The sequence below is a fragment of the Pseudomonas sp. RIT-PI-S genome, from assembly GCF_025642975.1.
GTDB lineage: Bacteria > Pseudomonadota > Gammaproteobacteria > Pseudomonadales > Pseudomonadaceae > Aquipseudomonas.
Genome location: NZ_JANZKJ010000009.1, coordinates 150,277 through 170,312, shown reverse-complemented (window position 1 = coordinate 170,312; position 20,036 = coordinate 150,277). Strand labels below are relative to the sequence as shown.

At 66.4% G+C, this 20,036-nt stretch carries 17 protein-coding genes; 12 read left to right on the top strand and 5 right to left on the bottom strand.

The annotated features are described in order from the left end of the window. Nucleotides 1-37: 37 nt before the first annotated feature. Both OGL93_RS14475 and OGL93_RS14470 read right to left on the bottom strand, forming a co-directional pair. Nucleotides 38-811, bottom strand: coding sequence for an ATP-binding cassette domain-containing protein (locus OGL93_RS14475; protein ID WP_263263423.1), 774 nt, complete (start codon nt 809-811; stop codon nt 38-40). Between the two features lie 188 nt (nt 812-999). Continuing rightward, nucleotides 1,000-2,121, bottom strand: a complete 1,122-nt coding sequence (locus tag OGL93_RS14470) for a glycoside hydrolase family 5 protein (RefSeq protein ID WP_263263491.1) — start codon at nt 2,119-2,121, stop codon at nt 1,000-1,002. Nucleotides 2,122-2,413: 292 nt separating this feature from the next. Here OGL93_RS14470 and OGL93_RS14465 point away from each other — a divergent pair, with 292 nt between their 5' ends. From OGL93_RS14465 to OGL93_RS14435, 7 genes are all read left to right on the top strand, one after another. After that, complete coding sequence (locus OGL93_RS14465; protein ID WP_263263422.1) at nt 2,414-3,433, top strand: LacI family DNA-binding transcriptional regulator; 1,020 nt, start codon at nt 2,414-2,416, stop codon at nt 3,431-3,433. Between the two features lie 91 nt (nt 3,434-3,524). Continuing rightward, nucleotides 3,525-4,304, top strand: a complete 780-nt coding sequence (locus OGL93_RS14460; protein ID WP_263263421.1) for an AP endonuclease — start codon at nt 3,525-3,527, stop codon at nt 4,302-4,304. Next, nucleotides 4,297-5,247 (top strand): sugar kinase, encoded by a 951-nt coding sequence (locus OGL93_RS14455; RefSeq protein ID WP_263263419.1) that lies wholly within the window; start codon nt 4,297-4,299, stop codon nt 5,245-5,247. The genes OGL93_RS14460 and OGL93_RS14455 overlap by 8 nt, the downstream gene beginning before the upstream one ends. Nucleotides 5,248-5,300: 53 nt before the next feature. Beyond that, nucleotides 5,301-6,590, top strand: coding sequence for an MFS transporter (locus tag OGL93_RS14450; protein WP_263263418.1), 1,290 nt, complete (start codon nt 5,301-5,303; stop codon nt 6,588-6,590). A 12-nt stretch (nt 6,591-6,602) separates the two neighbouring features. Beyond that, nucleotides 6,603-7,574: a D-glycerate dehydrogenase gene (locus OGL93_RS14445; RefSeq protein ID WP_263263417.1), complete on the top strand. Its 972-nt coding sequence runs from the start codon at nt 6,603-6,605 to the stop codon at nt 7,572-7,574. A 1,308-nt stretch (nt 7,575-8,882) separates the two neighbouring features. Continuing rightward, on the top strand, nt 8,883-9,728 hold the full coding sequence (locus OGL93_RS14440; RefSeq protein ID WP_263263415.1) for a CopD family protein: 846 nt from the start codon (nt 8,883-8,885) through the stop codon (nt 9,726-9,728). 11 nt (nt 9,729-9,739) lie between these two features. Continuing rightward, nucleotides 9,740-10,195, top strand: a complete 456-nt coding sequence (locus OGL93_RS14435) for a metallophosphoesterase family protein (RefSeq protein WP_263263414.1) — start codon at nt 9,740-9,742, stop codon at nt 10,193-10,195. On the opposite strand, the gene OGL93_RS14430 is transcribed toward OGL93_RS14435, so the two are convergent. Then, complete coding sequence (locus OGL93_RS14430; protein WP_263263413.1) at nt 10,119-13,727, bottom strand: transporter substrate-binding domain-containing protein; 3,609 nt, start codon at nt 13,725-13,727, stop codon at nt 10,119-10,121. The genes OGL93_RS14435 and OGL93_RS14430 overlap by 77 nt on opposite strands. Nucleotides 13,728-13,777: 50 nt before the next feature. Next, complete coding sequence (locus tag OGL93_RS14425) at nt 13,778-14,404, bottom strand: response regulator transcription factor (RefSeq protein WP_263263412.1); 627 nt, start codon at nt 14,402-14,404, stop codon at nt 13,778-13,780. Between the two features lie 184 nt (nt 14,405-14,588). On the opposite strand from OGL93_RS14425, the gene OGL93_RS14420 reads away from it, so the two are divergent. Further along, nucleotides 14,589-15,638 carry a DNA topoisomerase IB gene (locus OGL93_RS14420; RefSeq protein ID WP_263263411.1) on the top strand — a complete coding sequence of 350 codons (1,050 nt, stop codon included), beginning with the start codon at nt 14,589-14,591 and terminating at the stop codon, nt 15,636-15,638. Between the two features lie 738 nt (nt 15,639-16,376). On the opposite strand, the gene OGL93_RS14415 is transcribed toward OGL93_RS14420, so the two are convergent. Further along, nucleotides 16,377-16,529 carry a hypothetical protein gene (locus OGL93_RS14415; protein ID WP_263263410.1) on the bottom strand — a complete coding sequence of 51 codons (153 nt, stop codon included), beginning with the start codon at nt 16,527-16,529 and terminating at the stop codon, nt 16,377-16,379. Nucleotides 16,530-16,647: 118 nt separating this feature from the next. Here OGL93_RS14415 and OGL93_RS14410 point away from each other — a divergent pair, with 118 nt between their 5' ends. The 4 genes from OGL93_RS14410 to csrA all read left to right on the top strand — a co-directional run bounded on the left by OGL93_RS14410 (nt 16,648) and on the right by csrA (nt 19,988). Further along, nucleotides 16,648-17,448: a glucose 1-dehydrogenase gene (locus OGL93_RS14410; protein WP_263263409.1), complete on the top strand. Its 801-nt coding sequence runs from the start codon at nt 16,648-16,650 to the stop codon at nt 17,446-17,448. Next, on the top strand, nt 17,441-19,264 hold the full coding sequence (locus OGL93_RS14405) for a glycoside hydrolase family 15 protein (RefSeq protein ID WP_263263408.1): 1,824 nt from the start codon (nt 17,441-17,443) through the stop codon (nt 19,262-19,264). Before OGL93_RS14410 ends, OGL93_RS14405 begins: the two co-directional genes overlap by 8 nt. 14 nt (nt 19,265-19,278) lie before the next feature. Then, nucleotides 19,279-19,512: a hypothetical protein gene (locus OGL93_RS14400; RefSeq protein WP_263263407.1), complete on the top strand. Its 234-nt coding sequence runs from the start codon at nt 19,279-19,281 to the stop codon at nt 19,510-19,512. Between the two features lie 284 nt (nt 19,513-19,796). Then, nucleotides 19,797-19,988, top strand: coding sequence for a carbon storage regulator CsrA (gene csrA, locus OGL93_RS14395; protein ID WP_263263406.1), 192 nt, complete (start codon nt 19,797-19,799; stop codon nt 19,986-19,988). Nucleotides 19,989-20,036: the final 48 nt, after the last annotated feature.

Below are 20,036 nucleotides of genomic sequence, written 5' to 3'. Positions count from 1 at the left end.
AGGCTCCAGTCGCTTGGGCTTGGGTTTGGATTCGGGTTCAGGCGTGCCAACAACGGTACCAGCCATCTTGCTCGGAGATGCGCAGGTCGGTCTGGTAAAGGGTGGACAACGCGGCGCTGGTCAGCACCTCGGCCTTGGGGCCATCGGCGACGATACGGCCCCGGTCGAGCAGCACCACGCGGTCGATCTCAGGGATGATCTCGTCGATATGGTGGGTGGTGATGATCATCGCCCGGTCCTCGCCGCAGAAGCGCCGCAGCAGCTTGAGCATGCCCAGGCTGGCACCCATGTCCAAGCCATTGGCCGGTTCGTCGAGAATCAGCGCCCGTGGCTGGTGGACCAGCGCGCGAGCCAGCAACAGCCGGCGCTTCTGCCCGGTGGAAAGGCGCTGGAACATGGTTCGCTCATGCCCTGCCATTTCCACCACGGCCAGCAACGCCCTGGCCTGGGCCAGTTGCTCCTCGGTGGGCTGCAGGTGGCCGTGGGCCCCGATGGCACCGAAGAAGCCGGACACCACCACGGCCAGGGCTTCGGTATAGGGCGTGTAGTCGTCCTGCAGGTCTTGGGAAATGAAGCCCAGGCGGCTGCGCAGGTCCCAGAGGTTGACGTTGCTGAGACCAAACAGCTTCAGGTGGCTGCCTTCGCGGTCCAGCGGATACAGCTCGCGGGTGATCAGCTTGAGCAGGGTGCTCTTGCCGGCCCCATTGGGGCCGAGGACGGCCACTTTCTCGCCGACGCCGATGTGCAGCGAAAAACCATCCAGCACGCGGGTCTGTTGCTGGAAGGCGGTCACGTTGTGAAAGTCGATCATGGATAGCTCGTTGGCACGCGCCTGAAAAAGGAGGCGAGGCGCTGCGCCTGCCATCCGTACGGAGCAAGACGTTATGCGTTCGCCGAGCGGAGCTCAAGCGCTGTTTCACGCAGGCACGTGGGGCCAGGAGAAGCGGGGCAGCCTGCGAAACAGAACCCCGGTTCGCAGGTTCACCGGTTTACCCTCGCCTACGGGCTCGCCGCGCGCAGGCGCCGCTGGATGATCTCGAACAGCGGGCTGCCTTGGCGGGTGATCGGGTCCGGGTCACCCGCCTCTGCTGCCTTCCAGTACGCCCAGGGCACCGGCTGGGTGCCCAGCTCGTAGTCCATGCCATCCCAGGCGTCCTCGCGGAAGGCATAGAAAGCCCAGTGCAAGCCTGCCTGCTCCGCCGTCGCGAGCACATCTTCCAGATAGCGTGGGCAACCCGGCCAGCGCCGCAGGCAACCGAATTCCCCCAGCACCAGGCGCCGTGGCGACACACCTACGCCCGCGGCCCATTGGGTGAAGCCTTGCAGGTAGCCGCTAACCCGTTGCGCGTCCCACTGTTGCTGGCCGTCGGCGAAGGGCGCCAGGCCAGGGTAGGGAACGAGCTCGCGCTTGAACATGCCGGGATCGCTGGTGGCTTGGTAGGGCTCGTACATGTGCACGCTGTACAGGGTGCGGGCGTCTCGATTGGCGCCAGGCCAGTAGCCAAAGCCATCGGCAGCGGCATACCAGCCGGCGTCGAGCATCACCGGCGTGTGCGGGTCCACTTCGCGCACGGCGCGCACCAGCTTGTCATAGAACGCCGGCAGGTCCCGGCCACGCCCGCGTTCGCCGGCGTACCAGGCGCTGGCCTGGGCGGCGGGCGCGTGCTCGGGCAACCCACCTTCGCGTTCGGGAGCGGGCTCGTTGACCAGGTTATAGGCGGCCACCGCCGGGTGATCGCGCAATGCCTGGGCGAGGTCTCGCCAGAAGCCGGCGGCTTCACGCCAGTTGCGGTGGTCTTCCCAGAGGCGGTCGTCGAATTGCCCGTGGTTGTTCTGGGACCAGCGCATCAACGGCAGCGAAAGCGGCACGATCACCACCTTGAGGCCTGCGTTATGCGCGCGGTCGAGGGTCGCCACCAGGATGTCGAGGTCTTCGGCGATCAGGCCATCGTAGCCGTCGGAATCGCCCACGAGAAAATCCCGCTCATCGGTGGGCCATTTGTCATAGGCCAGGCGTACCCAGGTAGCGCCGGTGGCGGCCAGGGCATCGAAATAGGCCTGAGTGGGCGGCAACCGGTTGAAACTGTTGGCCCCCCGCTGCGGCGTGTCCCAGAAGCTCATCAGGTCGGCGGCCATCGGGCCGGGGCCCAGGGGCCACGTCAGCGCCAAGGCCAACAGCAATGCTCTCCACACAGTAGGTCTCCTGTTCGGTGCTTGAATAACGACCGCGGACCTTACCGTTCCTGCAGGCAACGCGGATGCAGGACGCCTCTGAAGTTGCCGTAGGAAAGGTGGAAAGCGCCGCAGCAAACCTTGCCCCGACCAGCGGCGACTTGACGACGGATCGCGCATGAGGTTTCCTGAAACCGGTTTCAACCTGTCCTTAACAACACTACCAAGAGGATGACAGGCCATGAGCAGCCCTCCCCTGGCCCGCCGCGCCACCATGCACGACGTTGCCCGCCACGCTGGCGTGTCCAAGGCCAGCGTGTCGCGGTTCATCGGCGATGACCGCGGCTTGTTGTCCGAAAGCATCGCCCGCCGCATCGAGGACGCCATCGCCACATTGGGCTATCGCCCCAACCAGATGGCCCGCGGCCTCAAGCGCGGGCGTACCCGGCTGATCGGCATGCTCATGGCAGACATCCGCAACCCCTACTCCATCGCGGTCATGCACGGCGTGGAAACCGCCTGCCGCCAGCACGGCTACAGCCTGGTGGTGTGCAACACCGACCGCGATCCCGAGCAGGAAGGCCGCCAGCTCGAAGCGCTGCACGCTTACAACATCGAAGGGCTGATCGTGAACACCCTGGGCCGCCACCCTGAACAGTTGCGCGAGCTGCAAGGCGATATGCCGATCGTGCTGGTCGACCGCAAGCTCGAAGCACTGGGCACCGACCTGGTGGGCCTGGACAACCCCGCCGCGGTAGGCCTTGCCCTGGACCACCTGCTGGCGCGCGGCTACCGCGACCTGGCTTTGGTTACCGAACCCACCGAAGGCACCAGCTCCCGCAGCGAGCGCCGGGCTGCATTCGAGGCTCGGGTGGCGGCTGAGCCTCGGCTGCGGGGCCAGGTGCTGAGCACCGGAGATACCTTGCAGGCGGGCTTGGCGGCGTTCATGGCGGACAGCGGCCACGGTCCCAAGGCAGTGTTCTGCGCCAATGGTGTAGCGGCGCTGGCCGCGACCCTGGCGCTGCGCGAGGCCGGCTGCCGGCTGTTCGAGGACGTGGCCTTGATCGCCCTCGATGACCTGGAGTGGTATCCGCTGGTAGGGGCTGGCATCACCGCCCTGGCGCAGCCGACCGACGCCATCGGCCGCACTGCGTTCGACTGCCTGCTGCAGCGGCTGCGCGGCGACCCCAGCCCCAGCCGGCAGATCGATCTACCAGCGAGGCTGGTGATTCGCGGATCCACGCCCATAATCGAAGGTTAGGCCCGCTCAAACACTGACCACGGCCGCTGCGCACTCGACCAACTGGCAGCGCTCTGAAGAAAAATGTAATCGGTTTCAGAGGACAACAATAATGAGTCAATCCGTATCCATCAGCCTCTCCAGCTTTGGCGCGGACACCGTTCGCAGCGCAGGCCAGGCCGATTATTTCGAGCTGGCGGCCAAGGCCGGTGCCAGCCACGTAGAGCTGCGCGAGGAGCTGCTCGAACCCTGCCCCAACCTGCCCGCCTACGCCGCCCTGGCCGCGAGCCTTTCATTGACGCTGGTGTACTCCTCGCCGCTGGAGCTCTGGCAAGCAGACACCAATCGCCCCAACCCCCAGCTGGCCGCCACGCTGCACGCGGCGGCTGAGGCAGGGGCGGTCTGGCTGAAGACCTCCCTCGGCCACTTCACCCCCAATGCCGACCTCAAGGCCCTGGCCGTGTTGCTGGCCGGCTCACCCGTGCGGCTGCTGGTGGAGAACGACCAGACCGTGCAAGGCGGCCGAATCGAGCCGCTGGTGCAGTTCTTCACGGCGGCTCGGGTACGCAATGTGCCGGTGGCCATGACCTTCGACATCGGCAACTGGCAATGGCAGGCGCAATCAGCGCTGGGTGCCGCCGGGCAGCTGGGGCAGTACGTGCAATACCTGCACTGCAAGGCCGTGCGCCTCAGCCCTACGGGCAAATTGGTGGCGGTGGCCCCCGAGGCGCGCGACCTGGCAACCTGGACCCGGCTGCTGCGGCGCTTCCCGGCCGACACCGTGCGGGCCATCGAATACCCCCTTCAAGGCGCGGACCTCCCCGCCGTGGTGCAACAACGGGTGGCGGAACTGGCGGCGCTGGGCCTGAACCTGGAGGCCGCCCATGCCTGATTACGACGTACTTGGCTTCGGCGAAACCATGGCAATGTTCGTGGCCGACGAATACGGCGACCTGGCCAAGGTCGACCGCTTCCACAAGCGCATCGCCGGCGCCGACAGCAACGTGGCCATCGGCCTGGCGCGGCTGGGCCTAAAGGTAGCCTGGTTGAGCCGTGTGGGCGAGGATGCCTTCGGCCGCTTCGTGGTCGACACCCTGGCCGCCGAAGGCCTGGACTGCCGCTTCGTGCGCACCGACCCGCAACGCCCCACCGGCTTTCAGCTCAAATCCAGCGAAGCCGACGGGCGGGACCCTACGGTCGAATATTTCCGCCGCGGCTCGGCGGCCAGCGCGCTCAGCGTGGGCGACCTCGACCCGGCGCTGTTCACCGCTCGCCATCTGCACGCCACGGGCATTGTGCCGGCGCTGTCGGGCGATGCCCGGGCGCTTTCGCGCTACGTGATGGCGCATATGCGGGAACGAGGCCATAGCGTGTCCTTCGACCCTAACCTGCGGCCTTCCCTGTGGCCGAACCAGGCGGCGATGATCGAGGCGGTGAATGAACTCGCTTGCCAAGCCCATTGGGTGCTGCCGGGGCTGGCCGAGGGCCGCTTGCTGACCGGGCAGGAGCAGCCGCGGGATATCGCGGCCTGGTACCTGGACCAAGGCGTGGAAGCGGTGGCGATCAAGCTAGGGCCTGAAGGCGCCTATTACCGCACCGCCGAGGCCGAAGGCGTGGTGCCCGGCTTTACCGTGGCACGGGTGGTAGACACCGTGGGCGCCGGCGACGGCTTTGCGGTCGGCGTGATCAGCGCCCTGCTCGAAGGCCAGGGGTTCGCCCAGGCCGTTCGGCGCGGCAACTGGATCGGCAGCCTGGCCGTGCAGAGCCCAGGCGACATGGAAGGCCTGCCACGGCTGGCGCAACTGCACGCCGCGCGGCAAACGCTGGCGGGCTGAGCCCCGGCTGCATCGACTAACGACCGGACAACAACAATAAGCGGAGTGTGATCATGAGTACGCTGAAACTGGCCAGCCGTCGCTGGTGGTACCTGATGCCGGTGGTGTTCATCACCTATAGCCTGGCTTACCTCGACCGAGCCAACTACGGCTTTGCCGCGGCGTCCGGGATGGCCGAAGACCTGCAAATCACCCCGGGGATGTCCTCCTTGCTTGGCGCGCTGTTCTTCCTCGGCTACTTCTTCTTCCAGGTACCGGGCGCGATCTATGCGGAAAAGCGCAGCGTCAAGAAGCTGATCTTCGCCAGCCTGATCCTCTGGGGCGGCTTGGCTAGCCTCACCGGGGTGGTCACCAGCGCCTACTGGCTGGTGGCGATACGGTTTTTCCTCGGCGTGGTCGAGGCCGTGGTGATGCCAGCCATGCTGGTGTACCTGTGCCACTGGTTCACCCGCGCCGAACGCTCCCGCGCCAATACCTTCCTGATCCTCGGCAACCCGGTGACCATGCTGTGGATGTCAGTGGTGTCCGGCTACCTGGTGCAGCATTTCTCCTGGCGCTGGATGTTCATCATCGAAGGCATCCCAGCGGTGATCTGGGCCTTTGTCTGGTGGCGGCTGGCCGACGAGCGCCCCGCCCAGGCCAAATGGCTGGGCCACGCGCAGCGTGAAGCGCTGGAGAGCGCGCTGGCCGCCGAACAGCAGGGCTTCAAGCCGGTGAAGAACTATGCCCAGGCGTTCCGTTCGCCGAAGGTGATCTTGCTCTCGGTGCAGTATTTCTGCTGGAGCATCGGCGTGTATGGCTTCGTGATCTGGTTGCCGTCGATCCTCAAAAAGGGCCAGGAAATGGACATGGTCCAGGCCGGCTGGCTGTCCGCGCTGCCTTACCTGGCGGCAGTGATCGCCATGCTGCTGTGCTCCTGGGGCTCGGACAAACTGCAGTTGCGCAAGCGCTTCGTGTGGCCGCCGCTGCTGCTGGCGGCGCTGGCGTTCTATGGCTCCTATGCCTTGGGCAGCACGCACTTTTGGTGGTCCTATGGCTTGCTTACGCTGGCCGGCGCCTGCATGTACGCCCCCTATGGCCCATTCTTCGCCATCGTGCCGGAGATTCTCCCCGGCAACGTGGCCGGTGGCGCCATGGCGCTGATCAACAGCATGGGCGCCCTGGGCTCGTTCGCCGGCTCCTGGCTGGTGGGTTACCTGAACGCCACCACCGGCAACCCCGGTGCTTCCTACTTGTTCATGAGCGCCGCGCTGGCGATATCGGCCGTGCTCACCCTGTGCCTGCGCACCCGCGATGCCCGCGCGGCGATAGCGCCGGCGCCCGCTAGAACTGCCCATGTGTGATAAGGCAAACCTATGAAAAAGCATGTTGTGGTCTACAAAAAGCTCTCCGCGCCACTGATGGAGCGCCTGCAGGCGCAGGCCGAGGTCACCTTCATCGACGACGTGAAAGGTGAGGGCCTGGCCCGCCTGCGCGATGCCCTGCCCGGCGCCCATGGGCTGCTGGGGGCAAGCCTGCGCATCGACAGCAGCCTGCTGGACCTGGCTCCGGCGCTTGAAGTCATTTCCAGCGTGTCCGTGGGTATCGACAACTATGACGTCGAAGAGCTGACCCGCCGTGGCATCCAGCTCACCCACACGCCAGACGTGCTCACCGAAACCACGGCCGACACGGGCTTCGCGCTGCTGATGGCGACGGCGCGCCGGGTGGTCGAACTCGCCGCCATGGTGCGCGCCGGGCAATGGCAGGCCAATATCGGCCCGGCGCACTTCGGCACCGACGTACACGGCAAAACCCTAGGGATCGTCGGCATGGGCCGCATCGGCCAGGCCCTCGCCCAACGCGGCCACTGCGGGTTCAACATGCCTGTGCTCTACCACAGCCATCGGCCCCGCCCGGAGGCGGACGAACGCTTCGGTGCCCGGCATTGTTCGCTGGATGAACTGCTGGCAGGCGCGGACTTCGTATGCCTCACACTGCCGTTGACCGAGCAGACCCGCGGGCTGATCGGCGAGCGAGAGCTGGGGCTGATGAAGCCTGGTGCGATACTGGTCAACATCGCCCGTGGCCCGGTGGTGGACGAGCCCGCGCTGATCGCCGCGCTGGAACAGGGCCGTATCCGCGGCGCCGGGCTGGACGTGTTCACCCAGGAGCCGGTGGCCACTGACTCGCCGTTGCTGCGCATGGCCAACGTGGTGGCCACACCGCACATCGGTTCGGCCACCGAAGAAACCCGCGAAGCCATGGCAGCGTGTGCGGTCGACAACCTGCTGGCGGTGCTCGCCGGGCAGCCACCGGCGAACCCGGCGAATCGGTTGCCAAGCTAAGTCCCCATCGTCGGGGTACGGCGCCCATCTGCCCATCCTGCCCCTACCCACCCCTGTGGGAAGCGGGCGCAAGCCCGCGAACCAGCGGCGCCAGAGCGTAGCAACCGAACTTGCCCGCGACCAGACGCAGCTGCGCATAACACCCGTCGCCGGCAAGCCGCGCTGCTACGCGTTGGAGCGCGGGCAACCATGGAATCTCCCACAGAAGTCCTGCCCCCCCTTGTGGGATGCGGGCGCAAGCCCGCGAACCTGCGACACCAGGGCCGTAGCAACCGAACTTGCCCGCGATCAGGCGCAGCTGCGCATAACACCCGCCGCCGGCAAGCCGCGCTGCTACGCGTTAGAGCGTGCGGGCAGCCAGGAAATCCCCCACAAAAATCCTACACACCCCTGGTGGGAGGCGGGCGCAAGCCCGCGAACCTGCGACACCAGGGGCGTAGCAGCCAGCTTGCCCGCAACCAGACGCAGCTCCGCGCAACACCCGTCGCCGGCAAGCTGCGTTGCTGCGCGTTAGAGCAATGCGGGCAACCAGGAAATCTCCCACAAAAATCCTACACACCCCTTGTGGGAGGCGGGCGCAAGCCCGCGAACCGGCGGCGCCAGGGCGTAGCAGCCGGGCTTGCCCGCGATCAGGCGCAGCTGCGCATAACATCTGCCGCCGGCAAGCCGTGCTGCTACGCGTTGGAGCGCGGGCAACCATGGAATCTCCCACAGAAGTCCTGTCCGCCCTTGTGGGATGCGGGCGCAAGCCCGCGAACCTGCGACACCAGGGCCGTAGCAACCGAACTTGCCCGCAACCAGACGCGGCTGCGCATAACACCCGTCGCCGGCAAGCCGCGTTGCTGCGCGTTAGAGCACTGCGGGCAACCAGGAAATCCCCACAAAAACCCTACACACCCCCTGTGGGAGGCGGGCGCAAGCCCGCGAACCGGCGGCGCCAGGGCGTAGCAGCCGGGCTTGCCCGCGATCAGGCGCAGCTGCGCATAACATCTGCCGCCGGCAAGCCGTGCTGCTACGCGTTGGGGCGCGGGCAACCATGGAATCTCCCACAGAAGTCCTGCCCGCCCTTGTGGGATGCGGGCGCAAGCCCGCAAACCGGCGACACCAGGGCCGTGGCAACCGAACTTGCCCGCAACCAGACGCGGCTGCGCATAACACCCGTCGCCGGCAAGCCGTGCTGCCACGCGTTAGAGCACTGCGGGCAACCATGGAGCTTCCTACAGGGCCGCGCCGACAGCTGCCGCGCAGTTTGGCCGGTGCGGCCCAGGCTGGTAGAGTAGCGCCCCCTGCCCGGAACACCCCGCTGCCATGACTGCCTTGGTTGTATTTCGCTTCCTGCACTACTTCGCCGTGTTGAGCCTGTTCGGCATAAGCCTGTTTCGCCCGCTGCTGCTCAAGGGTGCCCCGCAGTTGCCCGCGCTGCGTCGGCGCATGGACCCCATCCTCTGCCTGGTGGCCCTGTTGGGGTTCCTGTCGGCTGTTGGCTGGCTGCTGGCGGCGAGTGCCGAGATGGCCGGGGACTGGCGCACGGGGGTTGAGTCGGCGACCCTGCGCACCGTGCTCTTGAACACCACCTTCGGCCGCATATGGTCAGCCCATGTGGTCCTTTGCCTGGTGCAACTGGTGTGGTGGCGGATACCGAACCAGCGCTCGCCCGTCCCCGCATTTGCCCTGGCCACCCTGGTGATCGCCACGCTTGCCCCGGTGGGGCACGCCAGCATGCTGGGCGGGGTGGCCGGTACGCTGTTGTCGCTCAACCAGCTGGTGCATCTGGCGGCCGTAGGCGGCTGGGTCGGTGCGCTGGCGTTGCTGGGCTGGGTCGCGCTGCAACCCTTGGGCCTGCAACCTGCACGCCTGGCCCTGGACTTCGGCCGCTATGGCCTGCCGCTGGTTTGGGTGATCGTGGCCACCGGCGTGCTCAACCTCTGGGCCATCACTGGCACCTTGCTGCCGAGTGCAGGGCCATTCGCGGCCATTCTTGGGGTCAAGTTGCTGGCCGTGGCCGCCATGCTAGGGCTGGCGCTGTGGCATCGGCGTCGCGCGCTCAGCGCCACCCCGACGAACCTGCGCCTGACCCTGGGGCTCGAATGGTTGTGCGGGCTCGGCGCCCTGGCGGCCGTAGCCTTGCTAGGCACGTTGCCTCCAACCTTGTAAGGAGCAGGCAGATGAAAATAGGGCTGATCGCCGATACCCATGGGTTGCTGCGCCCCGAGGCCTTGCACGCCCTGGCAGGCTGCGATCACTTGGTGCACGCCGGCGACATCGGCAAGCCGAGCATTCTCGACCAGCTAAGGGCGCTGGCACCGCTGAGCGTGGTGCGTGGGAACAATGACCGAGGCCTGGCGTGGGCCGACGCCCTGCCGGATGAGCTGGTGGTCCACGCCGGCCCGCTCACCCTCTACCTCACCCACGAAATGGCCGACGTGCCAGCGTCACTCCCCGCTAAAGTCAACGTGGTGATCACCGGCCACTCGCATAAGCCCGCAATCGAAACCCGAGGGGGCGTGCTGTTCGTCAACCCCGGCAGCGCCGGGCCGCGGCGGTTCAAGCTGCCGGTTTCGGTCGCGTTGCTGGAGCCGACCGACCAGGGCCCTCGGGCCCGGTTGCTGACGCTGGGCTGAACCGCATCCCGCGCAGTTGCCGTTGCAAGCACTCGATTTGCGCTAGCAAGGCCGGCAGGCTGCTTTCTCCCCTTTCGACCGCTTCGCAACCTTCCACCAACAACGTGGCGCCGACGATCCTCGCTCCGCCTTTAATGCGGTGGACCACGTCATCGACCTCTGGCGATCCGGCGCACAAGCCGCACAAGCGTTGATAATCCTGCGCCAATGCCTCCACCAGGCTGTCGCGCAGCCGTCGCGCCGACGTTACGCAACCACCGGCGAGGCCGAGCAAGGCTTCAGGCGCCGGGGAATGGGGAGCGCCAGCGGCGGCGTTTGACCGCGGCACCGGCGGTGTGGTCGGCACCAAAGCCGCCGCCAGTGCTTCCAGGCCCAGGGGTTTGGTCAGGCATTCGTCCATGCCCGCTTCACGCGAGCGCTCGCGCTGGCCACCGCTGGCGTCGGCGGTGCAGGCGAGCAAGCGGCATGGCGCCAAGCCCTTGCGCTGCTCCTCCAGGCGGATCGCCCGGGCCAGGTCGTAGCCATCGAGCCCGGGCATCTCGCAGTCGCAGATCACGGCGTCGAAGCCGCCCCGGCCACACCATTCGCGCAACCCATGGGCGCCGTCCACCGCGACCGTCACCTGATGGCCCAGGTAACTGAGCTGTTGCGCCAGGAGCACTCGATTGGGCTCGTGATCGTCCACCACCAGCACGCTGATGGGCGCCTGGGCCGTGGGCGCGGCCCCGGGGCACAGCGCCGGGGTGGTCAGTTCGCACGTGGGCAGGCGCAGACGTGCTTGCACGCGGCTGCCCTCGCCCTCGCGGCTGCTCAGCTCCAGGCTGCCGCCCATGATGCGGCACAGGTGCTGGCTGATCGACAGGCCCAGCCCTGCGCCCGCCCGCCCAGACACCTGGTGGTTGCCGGCCTGTTGGTAGGGCTGGCACAACCGCCCCAGGTCCCCTTGGGGGATGCCGATGCCGGTGTCTTGGACCACCAGGCGCAGCGCCAGCTCATTGCCCTCGACCTCGCCATCCAGGCTTACCGTCACGCCACCTTCGCGGGTGAACTTGATTGCGTTGCTCAGCAGGTTGCCCAGTATCTGCTGGAAGCGCAGCGGGTCGAGCAGCACCCCGCCATCGGTACCCGCGCCAAGGGCGAGCTCCAGCCGCAGGCCCTTTTCCCGTGCCTTGGCCTGGTACAGCTGGACCACTTGCGTGGCCAGCGCGTGGATGTCCACCGGCTTCGGGTTCAAGGCCAGGTGCCCCGATTCGATCCGGCTGATATCGAGAATGTCGCTGAGCAGCTCCAGCAGCCCGCTGGCCGACTCGGACGCCACCTGCAACGCCAGCGTGTCCAGCTCACCCTTGGCCGCCTTGCGCAGGGCCAGCTCGAGCATGCCGAGCACGGCGTTCATCGGGGTGCGAATCTCGTGGCTGGCCGTGGCGAGAAAACGGGACTTGGCGCGATTGGCCGCGTCTGCTGCTTCCTTGGCCGTTTGCAGGGCGTCGTAGAGGCGTTGGCGCTCGGTGATGTCGATCCAGCCACCGATGAGCCCGACGATGCTGCCGTTGCTGGCCCGAAACGGCAGCATCCAGTGAAAGACCGTAAGGTACCGGCCGTTGCGCAAACGCAGCTGGCGATCTTCGACGATAGGCTGGCCATCGGCGATGACCTTTCGATACAGCGCTTCGTACTCCCTGGCCTGCTCATTCACCAGCGGGATGCGCGTGACCTTCTGGCTGATCACCGCTTCGCGCTCCACGCCGAGCGCGCTCAGGTAGCTCGCATTGCAATTGAGCAAGCGGCCGCCCCGATCACGCACGTATACCGGGTGCGGGGTGCCGTCGATCATCACCCGCATGAACTCCAGTTGATCGGTTAGCGCATGTTCGGCCGCCCGTCGCCGTCGCACCTGGCGGCGGAGCACGCGGATCCAGACCACCGCAAGCAACAGCATTGCCCCCGCCACGCCGAATGCCGGCACCAGCCAGCGTGCCTGGGTCGGCCATTGCGGCTCCACGTGAACCTCGCTACGCCACCGCCGAGCCATGTCGTCGAGGCTGGCGGGATCGAAGCTGAGCAGCGCCTGGTCCAGAATCGCCAGCAGCGGCTGCTGCCCCGGTTGCGCCGCGAACGCATAGCGGCGCGGCGCGAGCGGTAGCGCGCCAGCGATGCGCAGGGCCTGCCCCGGCGAGCCCGCCAGCATCGCCCGGGCCTGCACATAGGGGAGCACGGCGCCGACAGCGCCCTGCCCGGTCACTTGGTCGACGGCTTCGCGGGCCGTTGCGCGCTCTTGCCATTGGATCACGGGCCAGCGTTGCGCCAGGGTGGCGGTCAATCCCAGCGAGGCTGGCACCACTATCACCTGGCCCGCCGCGTCATCCAGCGCGGCCGCAGGTGCCGCCGCGCCGCCTGCCACCAACACCGGCACGGCACTCAGCCAGGCCCTGCTCAGCCGCAGCCCCGCTTGTGCCCCGGCGGTGGAAGCCATGGCCGCCGCCAGGTCCACTTCGCCGTGCTCGAGCGCGCGGAGCAGCGCGGCATGCGAATCCAGGGCCACAGGCTCGAACGCCAGCCCCGTACGCTGGCCGATACGCCCGAGCAGGTCTGCCGCGAGCCCGCGGAACACCCCCTTTTCGCTCTCGAAGCTGAGCGGGGCGAATTCGCGCAGGTAGCCCACCCGCACCTTGGGATGCGCGGCCATCCAGCCCCGCTCTTCGGGCTGGAGCACAACCGGCGCCACTTCGCTGAGCCTGACCGCGCCACGGCTCCAGGTTTCGTCGACCTGCTCACGCCAGCTTCGTGTGGCGGCCGCGAGGCCTGCGTTGACCAGCCCGAGCAGGCGGCTGTCGTTGGCACGCAGCAGGAACGCCATGCCCGCCGGCCGCGGCGTCAAAAAGCGTACTTGTTCGCGGCCAGACAACGGGCTTTGCCCCAGCTGCGCGGCGACCGAACGGGCGTTGCCCAGCAACGCGTCTGCCTGGCCAAGCGCTACCGCGGCCAACCCCGTGAGCAGCGAAGGCGTGGCCCGAAGCGTGTAACCGGGGGCGAGTTCGCCGGCGCTGGCCATGCTGGCGTAACCCCGTTCCACTTCCAGGGCCTCGCCCCGCCCGCGGCCATCCGCCGGACGATCCGCGCGTTTGACCAATACGGGCTCGTCGGCCGCATAGGGCAGGCTGCGCACCAGCCCTGCCAGCCCGACCTCCTCCCCATTGGCCCCGGTCAGCAGGTCGATGTCGCCTGCGCGCAGTGCCGCCAGCGCCGCCTCCCGGCCGGCGAACGCGACGATCTGCACGTCCAGGTGCAGCAGCTGCGAGAGCAGTTGCACGTATTCGGCGCTGATGCCCTCGTAGTGCTGGCCGTTGCCTAGCACGTCGAACGGCGGCGCGTCTGGCCGCGATACCCCTACCCTCAGGGTGCGCCGTTGCCATAGCCACTGGCGGTCTTCGTCGGGTAGGGCCAGGCTCGGGCCACGCCCTGCGATGGAGGCGACCCGGGGATGCAGTTGTGGCGCATCGGCCGCCGCCGAGGGGGCCGCCAGCCCGCCCACAAATGCCACCAGAAGAAAAATTACGCGCCGGCCGAGGCGCCACTGGCGCCTCAGCACAGCTGGTGCCTGCGGGCGATTTCCGCCAGGGCCACCACCGAAGGCACGCCGAGTTTTTCCATCAACCGGTACTTGTAACTGCTGACGGTCTTGGCGCTCAACGCCAGGTGTTCGCCTATCAGGCGGTTGGTGTAGCCCCGGGCCAGGTGGTGCAACACGAGGATTTCCCGGTCGCTGAGCTCCGCAAGGCATTCGCGCTCCGAGCGCAGCGCGTCGCGACGGCACACGCTGCTGAAGGTCACGTCCGGGAAGTAGCTATACCCGGCACGCACGGCGCTGACCGCCTTGCGCAGCTCGGCGAGTTCGTTGTTCTTGGCGACGAAGCCACAGGCGCCGGCCTTCATGCAGCGCAGCGAGTAGAACTCCGCTGGCAGCGAACTGAGCACCAGCACCCGCGTGGGCAAGCGCAGGCTGCGAAAGCGCTGCATGACGGTCAGGCCGTCGAGCAGGGGCATGGAGATATCGACAATGGCGAGATCGGGCGCCACTTCCCGGGCGAGCTGCAAGGCGTGTCGACCGTTGTCGGCCTCGCCCACCAGCGCCACGCCGTCCTGGCGCAATAGCAGGGCCACGCTGGCGCGTATAAAAGGGTGATCATCGACGATCATCGCCCGGTACATTGACACCTCCTTGGCTATTGCCCCGCCTGGCTCCTGACGGGGTGTGCGGATTATTCGGCGTTCCGCCCAAGGAATCTGTAGGACCCGTCCGACGTGTTTGTAGGAAAGGTGGAAGAGTTCCGTCAGGGAGCAATAGCCGCTTGGTTGCGGTCCACTCCTCAGGCCCTGAAGGACGTTGAACACCATGTCGGATATTGCCGTACCCGCCCTGCCCCCTGACCTTCACTACGTGGATGACAGCCAGCCCGGCATTCGCCGGCGCAAGCTCAGGGGCAAGTTCGCTTACTTCAGCCCGGGGGGCGAGCGCATCAAAGACCCGGACGAGATCCATCGGATCAACGCCTTGGCGATCCCGCCGGCGTACCAGGATGTATGGATCTGCCCCGACCCCCGCGGGCATTTGCAGGCCACCGGGCGAGACGCACGGGGCCGCAAGCAGTACCGCTATCACGCGCGTTGGCGCGAACTGCGCGACGAAAACAAATACGCCCGGATGCTCGCCTTCGGAAAAAGCCTGCCGCGCGTGCGCCGCCAGCTCGAAGAACACCTGGCAACGCCGGGGTTGTCGCGCAACAAGGTGATGGCCGCAGTGATTTCCCTGCTGGACGCGACCTTGATCCGTGTTGGCAACAGCCAATATGCCCGGGACAACCAGTCCTACGGGCTGACCACCCTGCTCAACGAGCACGTGGAGGTGAAGGGGAGCGCGATCGCTTTCCAGTTCCGCGGCAAGAGTGGCGTGGAACATCAGGTAAGCCTGAAGGACAAGCGCCTGGCGCGGATCATCAAGCGCTGCATGGACCTGCCCGGGCAGCACCTGTTCCAGTACCTGGACGAAGACGGCGAGCGTCACCACGTGAGCTCCCACGACGTCAACGAATACCTGCGTAGCCTGCATGGCAGCGACTTCACTGCAAAGGATTACCGCACCTGGGCAGGCAGCGCCCTGGCCTTGGCGATGCTGCGCGAACTGCACTGGCAGCCGGAGCCTGAAGCCAAGCGGCATATCGTAGAGATGGTCAAGCAGGTGGCGCGGCAGCTGGGCAACACTCCAGCGGTGTGCCGCCGGTGCTATATCCACCCTGCCGTGCTGGAGCGGTTCGCCCTGGGCGAACTGGCGGCGTTGCCCAAGCCTCGCCAACGCAAGGGGCTACGCCTGGAAGAAGTAGCCCTGGCGACGTTCCTGGAAAACCTGCTGGAGCTCGCCGAGGAAGATGCCCGCCGGGCGAGTTGACCCCGGCACCGTCGCCGCCGCGTTCGCAGATGCTGCTGGCACCGTAGGAGCGGGCGAAAGCCCGTTGTAGGAGCTGGCGAAAGCCCACTGTAGGAGCTGGCGAAGCCTGCGAACCGAGGGGGCAGCCGGGTTTATTCCGGGGGGCCTCCAGTTCCCGGGCGATGCCCGGTCCCACAGGGTTCGGCACGGCCTTCCAGCTTCGCTGTAGGAGCGGGCGAAGCCTGCGAACCGAGGGTGCAGCCGGGTTTGTCCCGTGGGGCCTCCTGTTCCCGGGCGGTGCCCGGTCCCACAGGGTTCGGCGCGGCCTTCCAGCTTCGCTGTAGGAGCGGGCGAAAGCCCGCGAACCGAGGATGCAGCCGGGTTTGTTCCGTGGTGCCTCCAGTTCCCGGGCGACGCCCGGTCCCACAGGGTTCGGCACGGCGCTCTAGCTTCGCTGTGGGAGCGGGCGAAAGCCCGCGAACCGAGGGGGAAGCCGGGTTTGTCCCGTGGGGCATCCAATTCCCGGGCGATGCCCGGTCCCACAGGGTTCGGCACGGCCTTCTAACTTCGCTGTAGGAGCGGGCAAAGCCCGCGAACCGAGGATGCAGCCGGGTTTGTTCCGTGGCGCCTCCAGTTCCCGGGCGGTGCCCGGTCCCACAGGGTTGGACGCAGTGCTCTAGCTCCGGGTAGGAGCGGGCGAAAGCCCGCGAACCCGCCGCATCGAGGTGCAGATGCCAGGCGCCACGGGCGGGCTCGGCCCTACTGGGTCGGCGCGCGGCCTTTACCGGGGTTCTTGGTGTCGGCCGGGCGCTGGGCCTCGCCCTGCTGGTTCAGCTGCTTGTTGGTTTCGCCGACCTTGCCAGCGTTTTCCGGGCGGTGGTCCAGGTCTTCTCGCTTCGATTGCTTGTTCATGCGGGTTACTCCGAATGGTTCATGCATTAGGCAACGGCATCGGGGTAAACGTTTCCTCTGAACTCATCGGCTGTGCGGCCAGTCCGCATAAGGAGTGATCGTCACGAGGCAAGAACCGATGCATATCTCGCTGGATAAACAAGTAGCGCTCGTCACCGGCGCCAGCTCCGGGCTCGGTTATGCCGCTGCCAAGGCATTGGCAGCGGCTGGGGCCGCTGTGGTGGTCAACTACAACAGCCACGCCGAGCCCGCCGAGCAGCTGGTAGAGACCATTCGCCAGGCTGGTGGCCAGGCCATCGCGGTCGGTGGCGATGTGAGCGACGAGACCGCGGTCGAAAAACTGTTTGCCGCCACGGTGGATGCGTTCGGCGCCCTGGATATCCTGGTCGCCAACTCCGGCCTGCAGAAAGACGCGCCCATCGCCGACATGACCCTGGACGACTGGCGCAAGGTGCTGGACGTCAACCTTACCGGGCAATTTCTCTGTGCCCGCGCCGCGCTGCGCCAGTTCGCCCGACAGGGCCCTCGCCCGTGGGTGTCGCGCGCCAACGGCAAGATCATCCATATGAGCTCGGTGCACCAGCTGATTCCCTGGGCGGGGCATGCCAACTACGCGGCGTCCAAGGGCGGCGTCGACCTGCTGATGCGCACCATTGCCCAGGAGGTGGGCGAACAGCGCATCCGCGTCAACGGCATCGCTCCCGGTGCCATCCGCACCGCCATCAACCGGAGCGTCACCGAGGGCGCGGGTGCCGACAAATTGCTCGGGCTGATCCCCTACGGCCGCATGGGCGAGCCCGACGATGTGGCCAACGCCATCGTGTGGCTGGCCTCGGACCTCTCCGACTACGTCCATGGCACCACCTTGTTCATCGACGGCGGCATGAGCCTTTACCCGGAGTTTCGCCACAATGGATGACGACCGCAAAACCGCCCAGGTGCCTATCCAGCGCCACGGGGTCATCGGCAACATGCGCGCACTGGCGCTGGTGGCAGACACCGGCAGCATCGACTTCATGTGCTGGCCGGAGTTCGACAGCCCGTCGCTGTTCACCGCCTTGCTCGACACCCCAGCGGCGGGTGTTTTCGAACTGGCTCCGCGCTTGCCGGACGCGCGCCGGCTGCAGATCTACCTTCCGGGCAGCAACGTGCTGCAAACCCGCTGGCTGAGCCGCGACGCAGTGGTGGAAGTGATCGACCTGATGCCCGTGGTGGCCGATGCCGGGTTGCCACCGCTGCTGGTGCGGCGGGTGACCGTCGCTCATGGCCAGGCGACCATCCGCATGCGCTGCCGCGTGCGCCACGATTACAACCGCGCGGCCACTCACCTTCAAGGCAGCGACCAGGGCGTGGTGTTCAGCGCCGAAGGCCAACCCGAGGTGCGCTTGCGCGCTTCCGTGCCCATGCGGCTGAACGAAGACAGCGCCGTGGCCGAGTTCGAGCTGCAAGCTGGGGAAACCGCCGAGTTCATCTTCGGCAATGCCGACGATGCCCGTGTGCTGCCTGACCTGGCCCCGCACCTGCTGGCCGAGACCCTTGCGTTCTGGCGCCACTGGCTGCGCAAGAACAACTACCGCGGCCGCTGGCGAGAAAGCGTGGAACGCTCGGCCCTGGTGCTCAAGCTGCTGACCTCGCGCGAGCATGGCGGCATCCTCGCCGCCGGCACCTTCGGCCTGCCTGAGCGCGCGGGCGGCGAACGCAACTGGGACTACCGCTACTGCTGGATCCGCGACGCGTCCTTTACCGTCTATGCGTTCATGCGCCTGGGCTTCAACGACGAAGCCAATGACTTCATGCGCTGGGTGCGCGCCAGGGTCAGCTCGTGCTGCAAAGACCCGGCGCCGCTGCGCATCGTGTACGGCATCGCTGGCGAGAAGGAGTTTCCCGAACAGAACCTGGACCACCTGACCGGCCACCTGGGCTCCAGGCCCGTGCGCATCGGCAACCAGGCATACGAGCAAAAGCAGCTGGATATCTTCGGCGAACTGCTGGACGCGGTGTACCTGGCCAACAAATACGGCGAGGCGATCTCCCACGAGGGCTGGGAAAACTGCCAGGTGCTGGTCAACCGCCTGTGCGAGCAATGGCAGGACACCGATGTGGGCATCTGGGAAATGCGCGGCCAACCGCAGCACTTCCTGCACTCCCGGCTGATGTGCTGGGTAGCGCTGGACCGGGCCATACGCCTGGCCTACAAGCGCTCGCTGCCGGCGCCGTTCGAGCGTTGGGACGAAACACGCCAGGCGATCCACCGGGATATCTGGACGAACTTCTGGGACGACGAAGCCGGGCACTTCGTGCAGCGCCTGGGCAGCACGGACGTGGACGCGGCGATGCTGCTGATGCCGCTGTTCCGCTTTATCGGCGCCACCGACCCGCGCTGGCTGGCCACCCTGGCGGTGATCGAACGCGACCTGGTGCGCGACGGCATGGTGTATCGCTACCGCAACCAGGACGGCAACGATGGCTTGAGCGGCGAAGAAGGCGCGTTCACTGCCTGCTCGTTCTGGTACGTCGAGTGCCTGGCGCGAGCCGGCCGGCTGGAAAAAGCTCACTTGGAATTCGAACAGCTGTTGCGCTATGCCAACCCGCTTGGGTTGTACGCCGAGGAATTCGACCGTAACGGGCGCCACCTGGGTAACACACCCCAGGCGCTCAGCCACCTGGCGCTGATCAGCGCGGCGACGTTCCTCGACCGCAAGCTCAGCGGCGACAGCAGTTTCTGGCAACCCTGAAGAGGACCCTACCGATGAAAAATCAACTTGAAGAAGCTGTACTGACCCGCTTGCGTAACGCTCATCCCAATGGGCTGGGTAAAGAGATCCTCGATGACTTCCACGGCCCTGAACAGGTCGAACTGTGCATCAAGGACCTGCGCGAGCGCGGCCTGATCCACAGCCCGGAAGAAGGCAAGCTGGTGTACCCGGTCAAGCTCAGCGCCGCGGGCGTGGAAGCGGCCGACGCCTACGTGAAGAAAACCTGAACCTGGAGGTTGGCGCCGGGGCCCTGTTCCGGCGCCGAATGGGATCACAAAAACCTAGCATTGTTATCAAGTTTTTAAGGGTTTTCAGCGCTCTGCTGGCTAGGCGCAAAGCGTGTTACAGGAGATACTTAGCGTCCGTTTTTCACCTATGTCTTGTAGTCCTTTTCTTAAACTGGCGCAGGATAAATACGGAATTAAACTGTCCAACCCGCGTCTCTACTTGTAGGACGTCTTGTTTACACGTTAACAGACCGGATATTTAGCAAGGAATCAAGGAGCATTACATGCTGATACTCACCCGCAAGGTCGGCGAAAGCATCGTCATCAATGACGATATCAAGATCACCATCCTTGGCGTGAAGGGAATGCAGGTTCGCATCGGCATCGACGCGCCTAAGGATGTTCAGGTTCACCGCGAAGAGATTTTCAAGCGCATCCAGGCAGGCACCCCCGCGCCTGAGAAGAACGAGCACTGATCCAGCCGGTTCACCTGCCGGCGCTTTCCATGCGCCGGGCTCTGCGCC

Coding starts and splice junctions, on each gene's coding strand:
- OGL93_RS14475 (WP_263263423.1), bottom strand. CDS start 811: ATGATCGACTTTCACAACGTGACCGCCTTCCAGCAACAGACCCGCGTG.
- OGL93_RS14470 (WP_263263491.1), bottom strand. CDS start 2,121: ATGAGCTTCTGGGACACGCCGCAGCGGGGGGCCAACAGTTTCAACCGG.
- OGL93_RS14465 (WP_263263422.1), top strand. CDS start 2,414: ATGAGCAGCCCTCCCCTGGCCCGCCGCGCCACCATGCACGACGTTGCC.
- OGL93_RS14460 (WP_263263421.1), top strand. CDS start 3,525: ATGAGTCAATCCGTATCCATCAGCCTCTCCAGCTTTGGCGCGGACACC.
- OGL93_RS14455 (WP_263263419.1), top strand. CDS start 4,297: ATGCCTGATTACGACGTACTTGGCTTCGGCGAAACCATGGCAATGTTC.
- OGL93_RS14450 (WP_263263418.1), top strand. CDS start 5,301: ATGAGTACGCTGAAACTGGCCAGCCGTCGCTGGTGGTACCTGATGCCG.
- OGL93_RS14445 (WP_263263417.1), top strand. CDS start 6,603: ATGAAAAAGCATGTTGTGGTCTACAAAAAGCTCTCCGCGCCACTGATG.
- OGL93_RS14440 (WP_263263415.1), top strand. CDS start 8,883: ATGACTGCCTTGGTTGTATTTCGCTTCCTGCACTACTTCGCCGTGTTG.
- OGL93_RS14435 (WP_263263414.1), top strand. CDS start 9,740: ATGAAAATAGGGCTGATCGCCGATACCCATGGGTTGCTGCGCCCCGAG.
- OGL93_RS14425 (WP_263263412.1), bottom strand. CDS start 14,404: ATGTACCGGGCGATGATCGTCGATGATCACCCTTTTATACGCGCCAGC.
- OGL93_RS14420 (WP_263263411.1), top strand. CDS start 14,589: ATGTCGGATATTGCCGTACCCGCCCTGCCCCCTGACCTTCACTACGTG.
- OGL93_RS14415 (WP_263263410.1), bottom strand. CDS start 16,529: ATGAACAAGCAATCGAAGCGAGAAGACCTGGACCACCGCCCGGAAAAC.
- OGL93_RS14410 (WP_263263409.1), top strand. CDS start 16,648: ATGCATATCTCGCTGGATAAACAAGTAGCGCTCGTCACCGGCGCCAGC.
- OGL93_RS14405 (WP_263263408.1), top strand. CDS start 17,441: ATGGATGACGACCGCAAAACCGCCCAGGTGCCTATCCAGCGCCACGGG.
- OGL93_RS14400 (WP_263263407.1), top strand. CDS start 19,279: ATGAAAAATCAACTTGAAGAAGCTGTACTGACCCGCTTGCGTAACGCT.
- csrA (WP_263263406.1), top strand. CDS start 19,797: ATGCTGATACTCACCCGCAAGGTCGGCGAAAGCATCGTCATCAATGAC.